The organism is Tessaracoccus zhenghani, assembly GCF_055326325.1.
Genome location: NZ_JBUZNQ010000001.1, coordinates 282,384 through 295,586, shown reverse-complemented (window position 1 = coordinate 295,586; position 13,203 = coordinate 282,384). Strand labels below are relative to the sequence as shown.

Below are 13,203 nucleotides of genomic sequence, written 5' to 3'. Positions count from 1 at the left end.
TTGTCAAGCGAAGGGATCACGGCGTGAGCGACAAGTCGCACGACGCAGTACCGGAGAACGAAGATTTCGTCCCCGGGGAGCCCGACGCGCCCGAAGACGACGCCGTCGAGATCGAGGATCCCGAAGCGCTGGCTGCCGCCGAAGAGGAAGTCGCCGAAGCCGACGAGGACATCACCCTCGGCGAGCTTGAGCAGGACTTCACCCCGGAGGAGCAGGAAGCCGCCGCCGCGCTGGCACCGGTCCGTCGTACCGTCAAGGCCCCTGTCCGCAAGAAGGACACCGTCACCCGCAAGCGCTCCGAAGCGCTCGCCGAGCACGATGACCCCTACCGGGCTTCCAACCCGGTCGAATTCGCCAAGCAGTCGGGCTCCGAGCTGAAGAAGGTCGTGTGGCCCACCTGGCCGCAGACGATCTCGATGTTCAGCGCCGTCCTGGTGTTCGTGTTGATCATGATCGCCATCGTCGGCTCGCTGGATCTCTTCTTCGGCTGGTCGCTGCTGCAGTTGTTTGGGAGCTGAATCCATGACTGACAACTCTGATTTTGAGGTCGACCTCGGCCCGATCGAAGAGACCTCCACCGACGACGTGGAGATCGACCTCGGCGCGCTGGACGTCGCCGAGGACGACGACACCACCATCGAACTCGCCGAACTGGCTGAGGAAGAGCCGGACGAGGCCACCGACAAGGCCTCCCAGGACCGCGACGAGGCCCTCGAAGCAGCCATCAACGAGCTGCGCGAGGAACTCGAATCCAAGTTCGGTGACTGGTACGTCATCCACACCTATTCCGGTATGGAGAACCGCGTCAAGCAGAACGTCGACGCGCGTGTCACCACGCTGAATATGGAGGACTACATCTTCGAGACGGTCGTCCCCACCGAGGACGTCGTCGAGGTCCGCAACAACGGCCGCAAGACCGTCACGCGTTGCGTCCTGCCGGGATACGTCCTCATCCGGATGGAACTGACCGACGACTCCTGGAGCGCCGTCCGCCAGACCCCCTCCGTCACCGGCTTCGTCGGCCAGGGGCAGCAGCCCGTGCCGCTGTCGATCGACGAGGTCCTCCACATGCTGACTCCTTCCGTCGTCGCCAAGGTCAACGCCGCTCACGCGGGTTCCGAGGCCGCACGGAAGAAGAAGGTCGAAGTCGTCGACTTGGCGGTCGGCGACTCCGTCATGGTGACGGACGGCCCCTTTGCCGGGGTGCACGCCACGATCACCGAACTCAACGCCAACAATCAGCGGCTCATCGCTCTCGTCGAGATCCTCGGCCGCGAGACCCCTGTCGACCTGGATTTCAAGCAGGTCGAGAAGGTCGTCTAAGATTGTGCGTCGCGCCTGTTCCGGGCGCGCCATCCATCCGTATAGGTAAAGGACCCACCCATGCCTCCCAAGAAGAAGGTTGCGGCGCTCGTCAAGGTCGCCCTGCAGGCCGGCGCAGCCACGCCTGCACCGCCGGTCGGTACCGCTCTCGGCCCCCACGGCGTCAACATCATGGAATTCGTGAAGGCGTACAACGCCCAGACCGAATCCCAGCGCGGCAACATCATCCCCGTCGAGATCACGATCTACGAGGACCGCACGTTCACCTTCATCACGAAGACGCCCCCGGCGTCCGAGCTGATCAAGAAGGCGGCAGGCCTCAAGTCCGGCTCGGCCAACCCGTTGGCTGACAAGGTCGGCAAGATCACCAAGGACCAGGTCCGCGAGATCGCCACCACCAAGCTGCCGGACCTCAACGCCAATGACGTCGAGGCCGCCATGAAGATCGTCGAAGGCACCGCCCGCTCCATGGGCGTCACCGTCTCCGAGTGATCTGAACCCCGAACACACACATCCCTGGTAGGGGAGTGCTCCCCACACCAGAACTGGTGGACCGGGTCATGAGCCCGGCACAAACACAAGGAACCAGCATGAAGCACAGCAAGGCATACAAGGCGGCCGCCGAGAAGCGCGCCGAAGGCCAGGCCTACAGCCCTGAAGAGGCCATCCGCCTCGTCAAGGAGATGGCAACGGCCAAGTTCGACGAGTCGATCGACGTGGCCATGCGCCTCGGCGTCGACCCCCGCAAGGCGGACCAGTTGGTCCGCGGCACCATCAACCTGCCGCACGGCACTGGCAAGACGGCACGGGTCCTCGTCTTCGCCGCCGGCGACAAGGCTGACGCCGCACGCGCGGCGGGGGCTGACGAGGTCGGCACCGACGAACTGATCGAGAAGGTGGCCGGCGGCTACCTCGACTTCGACGCAGTCGTCGCCACCCCTGACCTCATGGGCAAGGTCGGCCGTCTGGGCCGCGTCCTCGGCCCCCGTGGCCTGATGCCGAACCCCAAGACCGGCACCGTCACCATGGACACCGGCAAGGCCGTCGCCGACATCAAGGGCGGCAAGATCGAGTTCCGCGTGGACCGTCACGCGAACCTCCAGTTCATCATCGGCCGCGCCTCCTTCACGGAGCAGCAGCTCGCTGAGAACTACTTCGCCGTCCTCGACGAGGTCCTGCGCCTGAAGCCGGCCGCGGCCAAGGGTCGCTACCTCCGCAAGGTCGCCGTCTCGGCCACCATGAGCCCGTCCGTCAGCATCGACGGTTCGGCCCTCAAGCCCGCCGAGGCCTGATCGGTCCCTCCAGCCTGCCGCTCGCGGCCGGTTGACGGACCTCCGACTCACGAAGAATGCGCATGGGTGTCACACTGACACCCATGCGCATTCTTGTGTCCGGGTTCGAACCGTTCGGTGGCGATCCGGCCAACGCGAGCGGCGACGCCGTCCGGGAACTCGGGGCCACCTGGTCTGATGCGTCGGTCGAGTTGCACACGGTGATCCTTCCGGTGTCCTTCGACCGGGCCCCGGAGACGTTGGCAGCGTCGATCGAGGCGGTGCGGCCGGACGCCGTGATCTGCGTCGGCGAAGCCGGCGGGCGACCCCTCGTCACGCCGGAGCGCTGGGCCGTCAACGAGCGGCGGGCCCGCATCCCTGACAACGACGGAGCACAGCCCTGCGGGCCCATCGACGACCTCGTGCCGCGTCTGCCGTCACGGCTGGACGTGGACGGGATCGTCAGGGCCGTGCGTGCCGCAGGCGTGGCGGCAGAGGTTAGCGACGACGCCGGCCGCTATGTGTGCAACGCCACGTTCCGTGCGGCGCTCACGGGCTTCGACGGTCCTGCGGGCTTCATCCACGTACCTGCGGTCCGGGCAACAGGGACGGTGCTGGTGGGATCCGAGACAGACGGACCGGCCGTGGGCCGTGCAGCCGCGGACCCGCTCTCCCTGCAGGAAGTCGTGACCGCACTGCGCGCCGCCATCGCGGTCGTCGGCCTCTCCACGCCCCTCGGATAGCCACTAGGCCTCCAGCCGACACTGCGCATTTCGCTATCGGGCTTGACAGCGCTGCTGCACACGGTGAATCGTTTAGCCAGCAGCATCGAGTGCACAGGAGCACAGCGCATGACACCTCTTCTCGTCACCGGTCCGCCGGCACAGCCTCGTTGCGGGGAGGTGGGGGGATGACCGAGCGGACCAACATCATCCTCGTCTGCGTCGACCAGATGCGCGGCGACGCCATGTCCGGGGCCGGTCACCCCGTCGTCCAGACGCCCTACCTGGACACCCTGGCCGCCGAGGGGACGACGTTCCCGCACGCCTACTCGGCGGTGCCGACCTGTGTGCCGGCCCGGGTGGGGCTCATGACCGGCCTGAACCAGGAGTCGCACGGCCGGTACGGATACCGCGAGGGGGTGCCCTTCAGCGACCTGTATGAGACCACGCTGCCCCGCGAACTCGGCCGGGCGGGATACCAGACGCAGGCCATCGGCAAGATGCACGTCTACCCTGAACGCGACCGCATCGGCTTCGACGATGTCAGGCTGCATGATGGCTTCCTGCACTTCGCCCGCCAGAGGGCCGGGCGCAACCTGCAACTCATCGACGACTACAGCACCTGGTTGCGGAGGCAGCCGGGCATGGCCGCGGCCGCGGAAACCGATCACGGGGTGGGGTGCAACTCGATGATGGCGAGGCCGTGGGACAAGGACGAGGCCTACCACCCCACGTCGTGGATCATGTCTGAAGCCGTTGATTGGCTCCACCGCCGAGATCCGACGATGCCCTTCTTCCTGTATCTGTCCTTCCACCGCCCCCATGCACCCTACGACCCGCCTGCCTGGGCGTTGGATCAGTACCTGGACGCTGACCTGGGGGAAGCGCCGGTAGGGGACTGGGTCGACCGGTTCGCCGACTACCGGCGTGACCATCTGGCAGACGCCTCCTTCGGGAAACAGCGACCGGAGGTGCGCCGTCGGGCCCTCGCCGGCTATTTCGGGCTCATCACCCAGATTGACCACCAACTGAACCGGATGTTCGAGGCGCTGAGCGACTTCGACCTCCTTCGCAACACCGCGATCATGTTCGTGTCCGATCACGGCGACATGCTGGGTGATCACCACTTCTACCGGAAGTCGGTCGGGTATGAGGGCAGCGCGCGCATCCCGTTCATCCTGCGCCTCCCCGGTGGCGAGAAGGTGGTGCCGAGCGTCGACGAGGCGGTGGAACTGCGCGACGTCATGCCGACGATCCTCGACATCGCCGGCGCCGAGATCCCCGACTCGCTCGACGGCGCCAGTGTCCTGCCCCTGATCCGGGGTGAAGAGGTGTCCTGGCGCGAGGAGATCCACGGCGAGCACACCTACAGCATGCAGGGGTGGGAGTCGATGCACTGGGTGACGGATGGCCACCGTAAGTTCGTGTGGTGGTCCGGATCAGGCATCCAACAGTTCTTCGACCTCGACGCCGATCCCACCGAGCTGCAGGACCTCGCCCATGACGCAGCACGAGCGGACGAGTTGGGGCACTGGCGGCAGCGTCTGATCCGCTATCTCTCCGAGCGCGAGGAGGGGTTTGTCGTCGACGGTGAACTGGTCGTCGGGCGAGAGGTCCGCAGCGAGGCATCGTGGGTGGAGGAACGTGTGAGGCTCTGAGAGCCCACGTCGGATACCGCAAATTACACCGGGGCAACTCACCCATTTGGATGTGTTGCCCCGCTCTCCAACACCGGAAAGCTAGTTGAGAAGAGCGGTTCCCCGCTTGGAAAGACCATCAACCGAAGGGGTTGGCCATCATGGTAGTACTCGGAATCATCCTCCTCATCATTGGCCTGATCGCGAACATTTCGATCCTCACCTGGATCGGAATCATCCTGATCGTGGTTGGCCTGATCCTCAACTTCGTCCCCATGCGCGGTGGTAAGGGCACCAGGGTCTGGTAACCACCCCTGGTCCTTCTCCGAGGCCCCGGCGATCTACGGATCGGCCGGGGCCTTGTTTCATGCCACGAGTGAAGATGTCTCGCCGTGAGCGTCCGGGTGGCCAGGGGGAGGGGCCTCAGAGGACCTTGGCGAAGAACTCCGCGGTGCGCTGCTGTTGTGGGTTGTCGATGACATCGCGGGGGGTGCCGCGTTCGACGATCACGCCGTCGTCCATGAACACCACCTGATCCGCGACCTCACGGGCGAAGCCGACCTCGTGGGTCACCACGACCATCGTCATGCCGCTGGCGGCAAGTTCTTTCATCACGCTCAGCACTTCGCCCACCAGCTCCGGGTCGAGCGCGGAGGTGGGCTCGTCGAACAGCATCAGGTCCGGCTGCATCGCGAGGGCGCGTGCTATGGCCACGCGCTGCTGCTGCCCACCGGAGAGCTGGGCGGGGTAGTGGTCGGCTCGGTCCGAGAGTCCGACGCGGGCCAGCTGCTCGTCGGCCAGCGTGGCGGCTTCGGCCTTCCCGAGGCCGCGGACCTGTCTGGGGGCCTCCATCACGTTCTCGCGCGCGGTCATGTGGGGGAAGAGGTTGAAACGCTGGAACACCATGCCGACGCGCTCGCGCTGCTTGGCGATCTGCTTGTCGCTGAGCCTGTGCAGCACCCCGTCGACCTCGCGGAGACCCATGAGGTCGCCGTCGACGTAGAGGCGGCCGGCGCTGATCTGCTCCAGTTCGTTGATGCACCGGATGAGGGTGGATTTGCCGGAGCCTGAGGGGCCCAGCACGACGCACACCTCGCCCCTCTGCACCTGGAGGTCGATGCCCTTGAGGACGTGCAGTTCACCGAAGAACTTGTGCACGCCCTGGATGTCGACCATGGGGGTTGCGGTGGTCACGGGGTCACCTCCAGATTGGGGTCTTCATGGACGGTACCGGAGGCGAGGATGGCCTGCTGCTTCTTCGAGACGCCCTTGGCTCTGCCGCCACCGGAGGTCTCCGAGTTGTCGAAGCCCCGGCCGTAGTAGCGCTCCAGGCGTGCCTGCCCCACCATCAGCACCGAGGTGATGCTCAGGTACCAGATGGCGGCGACGATCAGCAGCGGCACGGGCAGGAAGCTCTTGTTGCCGATGGCGTTGGTGACGAACGTCAGCTCCAGCGAGAACGGCACTGCCAGCACGAGCGAGGTGGTCTTCAGCATGGAGATGGTCTCGTTGCCCGTGGGCGGCACGATCACCCGCATGGCCTGCGGGATGACGATGCGACGCAGCGTCGTCGATCGCTTCATGCCCAGCGCGGTCGACGCCTCCCACTGGCCCTTGTCCACGGAGCTGAGCCCCCCGCGCACGATCTCCGAGAGGTAGGCGCCCTCATTGAGGCCCAGGCCGAGCACGGCTGCGACGGTGGCGTTGATGACGTCCTGCGTGTCGAACTGCAGCCACTCGGGGCCGAACGGCACCCCCATTCGGGGGTACAGCACCGCGATGAGGCCCCAGAACACCAGCTGGGTGTAGATGGGGGTCCCGCGGAAGAACCAGATGTAGACGTAGGCCACCGCGCGGAGGATGGGATTGGTGCCCATCCGCATGATGGCGGTGGTGACCGCCAGCAGGATGCCCAGCGCCATGGCGAGGACCGTCAGGATGAGGGTCCAGCCCACACCGGAGATGACCCGCGCGTCGAACAGGTACTGGCCGACCACGTCCCAGCGGTAGTTGGGGTTCGTGAACAGGCTGTAGACCAGCAGGCCGAACAGCACCAGGACGATGGCCGCCCAGATCCAGACGCTGGGTCTGGGCACGGGGCGGGCGCGGATCAACTCCGGTCGGGTGGGCACGGGGATCAGCCCTCCGGGTTCAGCTCAGCCGTGTCCAGCGCGGCCTCGTCGACACCCCAGGAGTCGAGGATGGCCTGCCAGGTTCCGTCGTCCATGAGGTGCTGCATGGCCTTCTGCACCGCTTCGGTAAGGGCGGCGTCGTCCTGCGGCACGACGATGCCCTGTGGGGCGGCGTCGCGGACGTCACCGACGACCTCGAGCTGGTCACCGGTGATGGCCACCGAGTAGCTCGCCACCGTGGAGTCGGCGTAGAAGGCGTCAGCCTTGCCGCCCACCACGTTGGTGGTCACGTCGCTCTGGCGGGGGTAGGAGAGGACCTCGATGGCTTCCTTGCCGGCGGCGGAGCACTCCTCGTTGAACATGCCGAGCTCCTCCTCCTGCCACGTGCCGGTCTGGACGCCGATCGCCTTGCCGCACACGTCGTCGGGGTTGAGGCCGTCGGGGTTGCCCTTCTTGACGGCGAAGCTGGAGCCGACTGTGATGTAGCTGATCATGTTGTAGCTGGCGGTGCGCTCAGGGGTGATGGTGAACGACGAGATGCCGATGTCGTACTTCGAGCCCATGCCGGCCAGCAGCGAGGCGAACTCGCCGTCGACGACCTCCGCCTCGAGGCCCAGCACCTTGCCGAGCGCCTTGCTGAGGTCGACGTCGTAGCCGATCGCGGTCTGCAGGTCATCGGCGCGGAACTCAGCCGGGGCGTAGTCGACGGCGGCACCGACGACCAGGGTGCCCTTGTCCGCGACGGCGGCGGGCAGCAGGGCGGCGATCTCGTCCACCTTTTGTACTCCGGACACGTCGTGGCTGCGGTCCGTGGAGTCGCCGGCGTCGGCCGGCCCGGAGGTGTCCTGGCCGCCACAGGCGGTCAGCGTGAGTGCGGCCAGCAGGCTGGCGGCGAGGATTCGGCGCATGGCAGTTCTTCTCTCAATGCGGATACAGGATGATTCGACTGCCAAATCTTAAGGGACGGCGCCTCCGGGACCGCATTGGCACAGCCCCAGGGATGGCGGGTACCGCCGATTTGGCCGCTGGGCCGGCTTCCGGTATCGTTTCGGGAGCCGAAGACCGCAGGTGGCTCAACAGCCATAAAGCCACATGGCACCCGCGCAGGTGAACGTGAGAAGAATAGGTCATACCTGTCCGCCCCGCGCCGCCTGAGCGCCGGGGCGTTTTTTGTGTCTTGCGTCACTTCGGCCCTCAGGCCGCCCTTCACGGCGGGCAGAGGTGTTAGACCGGAAGGAGACTCATATGGCGAGGCCGGATAAGGCTGCCAAGGTTTCGGAACTGGCTGAGGCTTTCAGCAAGTCCGGGGCGGCAGTGCTGACCGAGTACCGCGGTCTCACCGTGGCGCAGCTCAAGCAGCTGCGCCGTTCGCTCGGTGAGAACGCCACCTACGCCGTTGCGAAGAACACCCTGACGGCGATCGCTGCCAAGGAAGCCGGAATCGAGGGGCTCGACGAGACCCTCACCGGCCCCACTGCTATCGCTTTCGTCACGGGTGACATCGCAGCCGCCACCAAGGGGCTGCGCGACTTCGCGAAGGCAAATCCGTCTCTGGCAATCAAGGGTGGTGTCCTGGAAGGCAAGTTCCTCGACGCCCAGGCTGTTCTGAAGCTGGCAGACCTCGAATCCCGCGAGGTACTGCTGGCCAAGATGGCAGGCGCGCTCCAGGCCAACCTGGCCAAGGCCGCCTACATGCTGGCTGCCCCGCTGTCGCAGGGCGCTCGCGTGCTCGGCGCGCTGCGCGACGCCGCACAGGCTGACCCCTCCTTGATCGGTGGTGCTGGCTCCGCGCCGGCCACCGAAGCCACGGACGAGACCCCCGCCGCGGAAGCGGCACCTGAAGCAGCGGAAGCTGCGGAATAACAACACTGTTCCGCACGCTGCGGACCAATCTGAAAGGAAAGCCTCATGGCTAAGCTCAACAACGAAGAGCTCCTTGACGCCTTCAAGGAGATGACCCTCATCGAGCTCTCCGAGTTCGTGACGCTGTTCGAAGACACCTTCGGCGTGACCGCCGCTGCTCCGGTGGCCGTTGCGGCCGCTCCGGCTGCCGCTGCCGGTGACGCTGCTGGCGACGGCGACGAGGAAGCTGCCTCCGACAAGGTCGACGTCATCCTGACCTCCGGTGGCGACAAGAAGATCGCCGTCATCAAGGAGGTGCGCGCTCTGACCTCCCTCGGCCTGAAGGAAGCCAAGGACCTCGTCGAGGGCGCCCCGAAGCCGGTGCTCGAGGGCGTCGACAAGGACACCGCTGCCAAGGCCAAGGAGGCCCTCGAGGCCGCCGGCGGCACCGTCGAGTTCAAGTGATCTAGAGTCACCAACTCTGCTGACGGCCCGTCCCCGTAAGGGGGCGGGCCGTTTCACTTGCCACCGCCACCCGGAGCGGTATCATCGGTCCCGCGAGGTCAACGTCGACCCTTTCCACCGCAGGCCGAAATCCGGGGGCCCGCGGTTGTTGCCGTCTGCGGCGATTTGATATATAGTGGTTCTTTGCCCCGCTATGCGTTGCGCCCGTGATTTGACACGGGCAGTTCGCCATGCACGGATATTTGCTTCAAGCGTTCTTGGAAGGACCCAATCTTGGCCGCCTCGCGCTCTGCGTTGAAGAACACCAATGTCGTCTCGTCCACCGGTCGTATCTCGTTCGCGAAGATTCACGAGCCTCTGGAGGTTCCCAACCTCCTGGACCTGCAGATCGACGCATACAACTGGCTGATCGGGAATGAGACCTGGCGGGCGAAGGTCGAAGAGCAGCTCGCTGCCGGCCGCACCGACGTCAACACCCGCTCCGGCCTGGAAGAGATCTTCGCCGAGATCTCACCCATCTCCGATTTCCAGGACTCGATGCAGTTGTCGTTCCGCGACCACCGCTTCGAAGAGCCCAAGTGGACGATCGAGGAGTGCAAGGACCGCGACACCACCTACGCGGCACCGCTCTTCGTCACCGCTGAGTTCACCAACAATGAAACCGGTGAAATCAAGTCCCAGACCGTCTTCATCGGCGATTTCCCGCTGATGACGGACCGTGGCACCTTCATCATCAACGGCACCGAGCGTGTCGTCGTCTCCCAGCTGGTGCGCTCGCCCGGTGTCTACTTCGAGCAGACCCCCGACAAGACCTCGGACAAGGACATCTTCTCCTGCAAGGTCATCCCGTCGCGTGGCGCGTGGCTCGAGTTCGAGATCGACAAGCGTGACATGGTCTTCGTGCGTCTGGACCGCAAGCGCAAGCAGAACGTCACCGTCCTGCTCAAGGCGCTCGGCTGGACCGAAGACCGCATCCTCTCTGAGTTCGGCGACGCGGAGTCCATGCGGCTGACGCTCGAGAAGGACACCGTCAAGACGCAGGACGAGGCCCTCCTCGACATCTACCGCAAGCTCCGTCCGGGCGAACCCCCGGCACGTGACGCTGCGCAGCAGTTGCTGGAGAACTACTACTTCAACGACAAGCGTTACGACCTCGCCAAGGTCGGCCGCTACAAGATCAACAAGAAGCTCGGCCTCGAGCTCCCGTTCGATCAGCAGGTGCTCACCGAGGACGACATCTCTGCGGCCATCGGCTACATCGTCGCCCTGCACGAGCACAAGGAATTCCTGGGTGACCTCCCCGTCGAGGCCGACGACATCGACCACTTCGGTAACCGTCGTCTCCGCACCGTGGGCGAGCTGATCCAGAACCAGCTCCGCACCGGCCTCGGCCGCATGGAGCGCGTCGTGCGCGACCGGATGACCACGCAGGACATCGAGGCCATCACGCCTCAGACGCTGATCAACATCCGCCCGGTGACCGCCGCGCTGAAGGAGTTCTTCGGAACCTCGCAGCTGTCACAGTTCATGGACCAGAACAACCCGCTCGCCGGCCTGACGCACAAGCGTCGTCTATCTGCGCTGGGCCCCGGTGGTCTGTCCCGTGACCGCGCCGGCATGGAAGTCCGAGACGTCCACCCGTCGCACTACGGCCGCATGTGCCCCATCGAGACCCCTGAAGGCCCGAACATCGGCCTCATCGGCTCGCTGGCCTCGTTCGCCCGCGTCAACGCGTTCGGCTTCATCGAGACCCCGTACCGCAAGGTCGTCGACGGTCACGTGACCGATCAGATCGACTACCTGACTGCTGATGAGGAGGACCGCTACTCGATCGCGCAGGCCAACGCCGCAGTGAACGAGGACGGCCGCCTGACGGAGGAGCGCGTGCTCGTCCGCCTGAAGCACGGCGACGCCGACGAGGTCCCCGTCGGCGAGGTCGAATACATGGACGTGTCCCCGCGCCAGATGGTCTCCATCGCCACGGCGCTGATCCCGTTCCTCGAGCACGACGACGCCTCGCGTGCCCTCATGGGCGCCAACATGCAGCGCCAGGCGGTGCCCCTGCTCCGCAACGAGTCACCCGTCGTCGGCACCGGCATGGAATACCGCGCCGCGGTCGACGTCGGTGACGTCACCCTGGCCCGCAAGCCCGGCGTGGTGAGTTCCGTCTCGGCAGACCTCCTGGAGATCGCCAACGACGACGGCACGTACTCCAGCTTCAAGCTGGACAAGTTCGTCCGCTCGAACGCAGGTACCTGCATCAACCAGCGTCCGCTGGTCGGCCCCGGCGACCGGGTCGAGATCGGCACCCCGCTGGCAGACGGCCCCTGCACGGACCAGGGCGAACTGGCACTCGGCAAGAACCTCCTCGTGGCCTTCATGCCGTGGGAGGGCCTCAACTACGAGGACGCCATCATCCTGTCGCAGCGCATCGTGCAGGACGACGTCCTCACCTCGATCCACATCGAGGAGCATGAGGTCGACGCCCGCGACACCAAGCTGGGCGCTGAGGAGATCACCCGCGAGATCCCCAACGTCTCCGACGAGATGCTGGCTGATCTCGACGAGCGTGGCATCGTGCGCATCGGCGCCGAGGTCTCCGCCGGCGACATCCTGGTCGGCAAGGTCACGCCCAAGGGCGAGACCGAGCTCACCCCGGAGGAGCGCCTGCTGCGCGCCATCTTCGGCGAGAAGGCCCGCGAGGTGCGCGACACGTCGCTCAAGGTTCCCCACGGCGAATCCGGCACCGTCATCGGCGTGCGCGTGTTCAACCGCGAGGACGACGACGAACTGCCCCCCGGCGTGAACCAGCTGGTTCGCGTGCACGTGGCCCAGAAGCGCAAGATCTCCGACGGCGACAAGCTCGCCGGCCGCCACGGTAACAAGGGCGTCATCTCGAAGATCCTTCCGGTGGAGGACATGCCGTTCCTCGAGGACGGCACCCCCGTCGACATCGTGCTGAACCCGCTGGGTGTGCCCTCGCGAATGAACGTGGGTCAGGTCCTCGAGAACCACCTCGGCTGGATCGCCAAGACCGGGTGGGACATCACCGGGGTCCAGGAAGAGTGGGCCGAGCGCCTCCGTGACGTCGGCCTCGGCCACGTCGACGGCGACGCCAAGGTCGCCAGCCCCGTGTTCGACGGTGCCAACGAGGAGGAGATCGCTGGTCTCCTCGCCAACTCGCTGACCACCCGCGACGGTGACCGCCTGGTGGACTCCACTGGCAAGGCCCGCCTCTTCGACGGCCGCTCCGGCGAGCCGTACCCGGAGAAGATCGGCGTGGGCTACATGTACATGCTGAAGCTCCACCACCTGGTCGACGACAAGATCCACGCGCGTTCGACCGGTCCGTACTCGATGATCACCCAGCAGCCGCTCGGCGGTAAGGCCCAGTTCGGTGGCCAGCGCTTCGGTGAGATGGAAGTGTGGGCCCTCGAGGCCTACGGTGCCGCCTGGGCGCTGCAGGAACTGCTCACCATCAAGTCCGATGACGTGCCTGGCCGCGTCAAGGTCTACGAGGCGATCGTCAAGGGGGAGAACATCCCCGAGCCGGGCATCCCTGAGTCCTTCAAGGTGCTCGTCAAGGAAATGAAGTCCCTCTGCCTGAACGTAGAGGTGCTCTCTGACGACGGAACCGTCATCGACCTGACTGATTCGGAGGACGACATGCGTTCGGCCGAAGACTTCGGTATCGATCTCGGTCGCCGTCCCGGTAGCGACAACTTCATGGACGTCGGCGAAGTCTGATCCGCGGGGGGCTGCGCCCCACGTGAGCCCACCGGCGGAGCTTGCTTCGCTCGCACACACTTGA

General features: G+C 65.7%; 13 protein-coding genes. 10 read left to right on the top strand and 3 right to left on the bottom strand.

Annotation, left to right across the window (positions count from 1 at the left end; translation table 11 throughout):
- Window positions 1-23 precede the first annotated feature (23 nt).
- From secE to ACZK4S_RS01270, 7 genes are all read left to right on the top strand, one after another.
- Window positions 24-518 carry a preprotein translocase subunit SecE gene (gene secE, locus ACZK4S_RS01300; RefSeq protein ID WP_233120744.1) on the top strand — a complete coding sequence of 165 codons (495 nt, stop codon included), beginning with the start codon at window positions 24-26 and terminating at the stop codon, window positions 516-518.
- A 4-nt stretch (window positions 519-522) separates the two neighbouring features.
- A complete protein-coding gene (gene nusG / locus ACZK4S_RS01295) occupies window positions 523-1,323 on the top strand; it encodes a transcription termination/antitermination protein NusG (protein WP_463643118.1) in 801 nt (266 codons plus the stop codon).
- Between the two features lie 60 nt (window positions 1,324-1,383).
- Window positions 1,384-1,815, top strand: coding sequence for a 50S ribosomal protein L11 (gene rplK, locus ACZK4S_RS01290; protein ID WP_076060749.1), 432 nt, complete (start codon window positions 1,384-1,386; stop codon window positions 1,813-1,815).
- A gap of 98 nt (window positions 1,816-1,913) precedes the next feature.
- Window positions 1,914-2,615 (top strand): 50S ribosomal protein L1, encoded by a 702-nt coding sequence (rplA, locus tag ACZK4S_RS01285; protein WP_076060747.1) that lies wholly within the window; start codon window positions 1,914-1,916, stop codon window positions 2,613-2,615.
- Window positions 2,616-2,698: 83 nt separating this feature from the next.
- Entirely contained in the window at window positions 2,699-3,337 is a 639-nt protein-coding gene (locus ACZK4S_RS01280) for a pyroglutamyl-peptidase I (protein WP_076061013.1), read from the top strand.
- A gap of 167 nt (window positions 3,338-3,504) precedes the next feature.
- Complete coding sequence (locus tag ACZK4S_RS01275) at window positions 3,505-4,974, top strand: arylsulfatase (protein ID WP_463643117.1); 1,470 nt, start codon at window positions 3,505-3,507, stop codon at window positions 4,972-4,974.
- A 140-nt stretch (window positions 4,975-5,114) separates the two neighbouring features.
- Window positions 5,115-5,261: a hypothetical protein gene (locus tag ACZK4S_RS01270; RefSeq protein WP_182763810.1), complete on the top strand. Its 147-nt coding sequence runs from the start codon at window positions 5,115-5,117 to the stop codon at window positions 5,259-5,261.
- Between the two features lie 115 nt (window positions 5,262-5,376).
- Here ACZK4S_RS01270 and ACZK4S_RS01265 read toward each other — a convergent pair whose 3' ends face one another.
- The 3 genes from ACZK4S_RS01265 to ACZK4S_RS01255 form a co-directional block, all read right to left on the bottom strand.
- Window positions 5,377-6,129 carry an amino acid ABC transporter ATP-binding protein gene (locus tag ACZK4S_RS01265; protein WP_182764231.1) on the bottom strand — a complete coding sequence of 251 codons (753 nt, stop codon included), beginning with the start codon at window positions 6,127-6,129 and terminating at the stop codon, window positions 5,377-5,379.
- A 14-nt stretch (window positions 6,130-6,143) separates the two neighbouring features.
- A complete protein-coding gene (locus ACZK4S_RS01260) occupies window positions 6,144-6,950 on the bottom strand; it encodes an amino acid ABC transporter permease (RefSeq protein ID WP_459398188.1) in 807 nt (268 codons plus the stop codon).
- Window positions 6,951-7,090: 140 nt separating this feature from the next.
- Window positions 7,091-7,993 (bottom strand): ABC transporter substrate-binding protein, encoded by a 903-nt coding sequence (locus ACZK4S_RS01255; protein WP_076060737.1) that lies wholly within the window; start codon window positions 7,991-7,993, stop codon window positions 7,091-7,093.
- 337 nt (window positions 7,994-8,330) lie between these two features.
- Between ACZK4S_RS01255 and rplJ the strand changes: the two genes are divergently transcribed.
- The 3 genes from rplJ (at window position 8,331) to rpoB (ending at window position 13,139) form a co-directional block, all read left to right on the top strand.
- Window positions 8,331-8,948 (top strand): 50S ribosomal protein L10, encoded by a 618-nt coding sequence (gene rplJ, locus ACZK4S_RS01250; RefSeq protein ID WP_076060734.1) that lies wholly within the window; start codon window positions 8,331-8,333, stop codon window positions 8,946-8,948.
- A 45-nt stretch (window positions 8,949-8,993) separates the two neighbouring features.
- Window positions 8,994-9,392 (top strand): 50S ribosomal protein L7/L12, encoded by a 399-nt coding sequence (rplL, locus tag ACZK4S_RS01245; RefSeq protein WP_076060731.1) that lies wholly within the window; start codon window positions 8,994-8,996, stop codon window positions 9,390-9,392.
- Between the two features lie 273 nt (window positions 9,393-9,665).
- Window positions 9,666-13,139 carry a DNA-directed RNA polymerase subunit beta gene (gene rpoB, locus ACZK4S_RS01240; protein ID WP_143570923.1) on the top strand — a complete coding sequence of 1,158 codons (3,474 nt, stop codon included), beginning with the start codon at window positions 9,666-9,668 and terminating at the stop codon, window positions 13,137-13,139.
- Window positions 13,140-13,203: the final 64 nt, after the last annotated feature.

Excerpts from the sequence above, each read along its gene's own strand:
- nusG (WP_463643118.1), top strand. The coding sequence starts at position 523 with ATGACTGACAACTCTGATTTTGAGGTCGACCTCGGCCCGATCGAAGAG.
- rplK (WP_076060749.1), top strand. The coding sequence starts at position 1,384 with ATGCCTCCCAAGAAGAAGGTTGCGGCGCTCGTCAAGGTCGCCCTGCAG.
- rplA (WP_076060747.1), top strand. The coding sequence starts at position 1,914 with ATGAAGCACAGCAAGGCATACAAGGCGGCCGCCGAGAAGCGCGCCGAA.
- ACZK4S_RS01280 (WP_076061013.1), top strand. The coding sequence starts at position 2,699 with ATGCGCATTCTTGTGTCCGGGTTCGAACCGTTCGGTGGCGATCCGGCC.
- ACZK4S_RS01275 (WP_463643117.1), top strand. The coding sequence starts at position 3,505 with ATGACCGAGCGGACCAACATCATCCTCGTCTGCGTCGACCAGATGCGC.
- ACZK4S_RS01270 (WP_182763810.1), top strand. The coding sequence starts at position 5,115 with ATGGTAGTACTCGGAATCATCCTCCTCATCATTGGCCTGATCGCGAAC.
- ACZK4S_RS01265 (WP_182764231.1), bottom strand. The coding sequence starts at position 6,129 with ATGGTCGACATCCAGGGCGTGCACAAGTTCTTCGGTGAACTGCACGTC.
- ACZK4S_RS01255 (WP_076060737.1), bottom strand. The coding sequence starts at position 7,993 with ATGCGCCGAATCCTCGCCGCCAGCCTGCTGGCCGCACTCACGCTGACC.
- rplJ (WP_076060734.1), top strand. The coding sequence starts at position 8,331 with ATGGCGAGGCCGGATAAGGCTGCCAAGGTTTCGGAACTGGCTGAGGCT.
- rplL (WP_076060731.1), top strand. The coding sequence starts at position 8,994 with ATGGCTAAGCTCAACAACGAAGAGCTCCTTGACGCCTTCAAGGAGATG.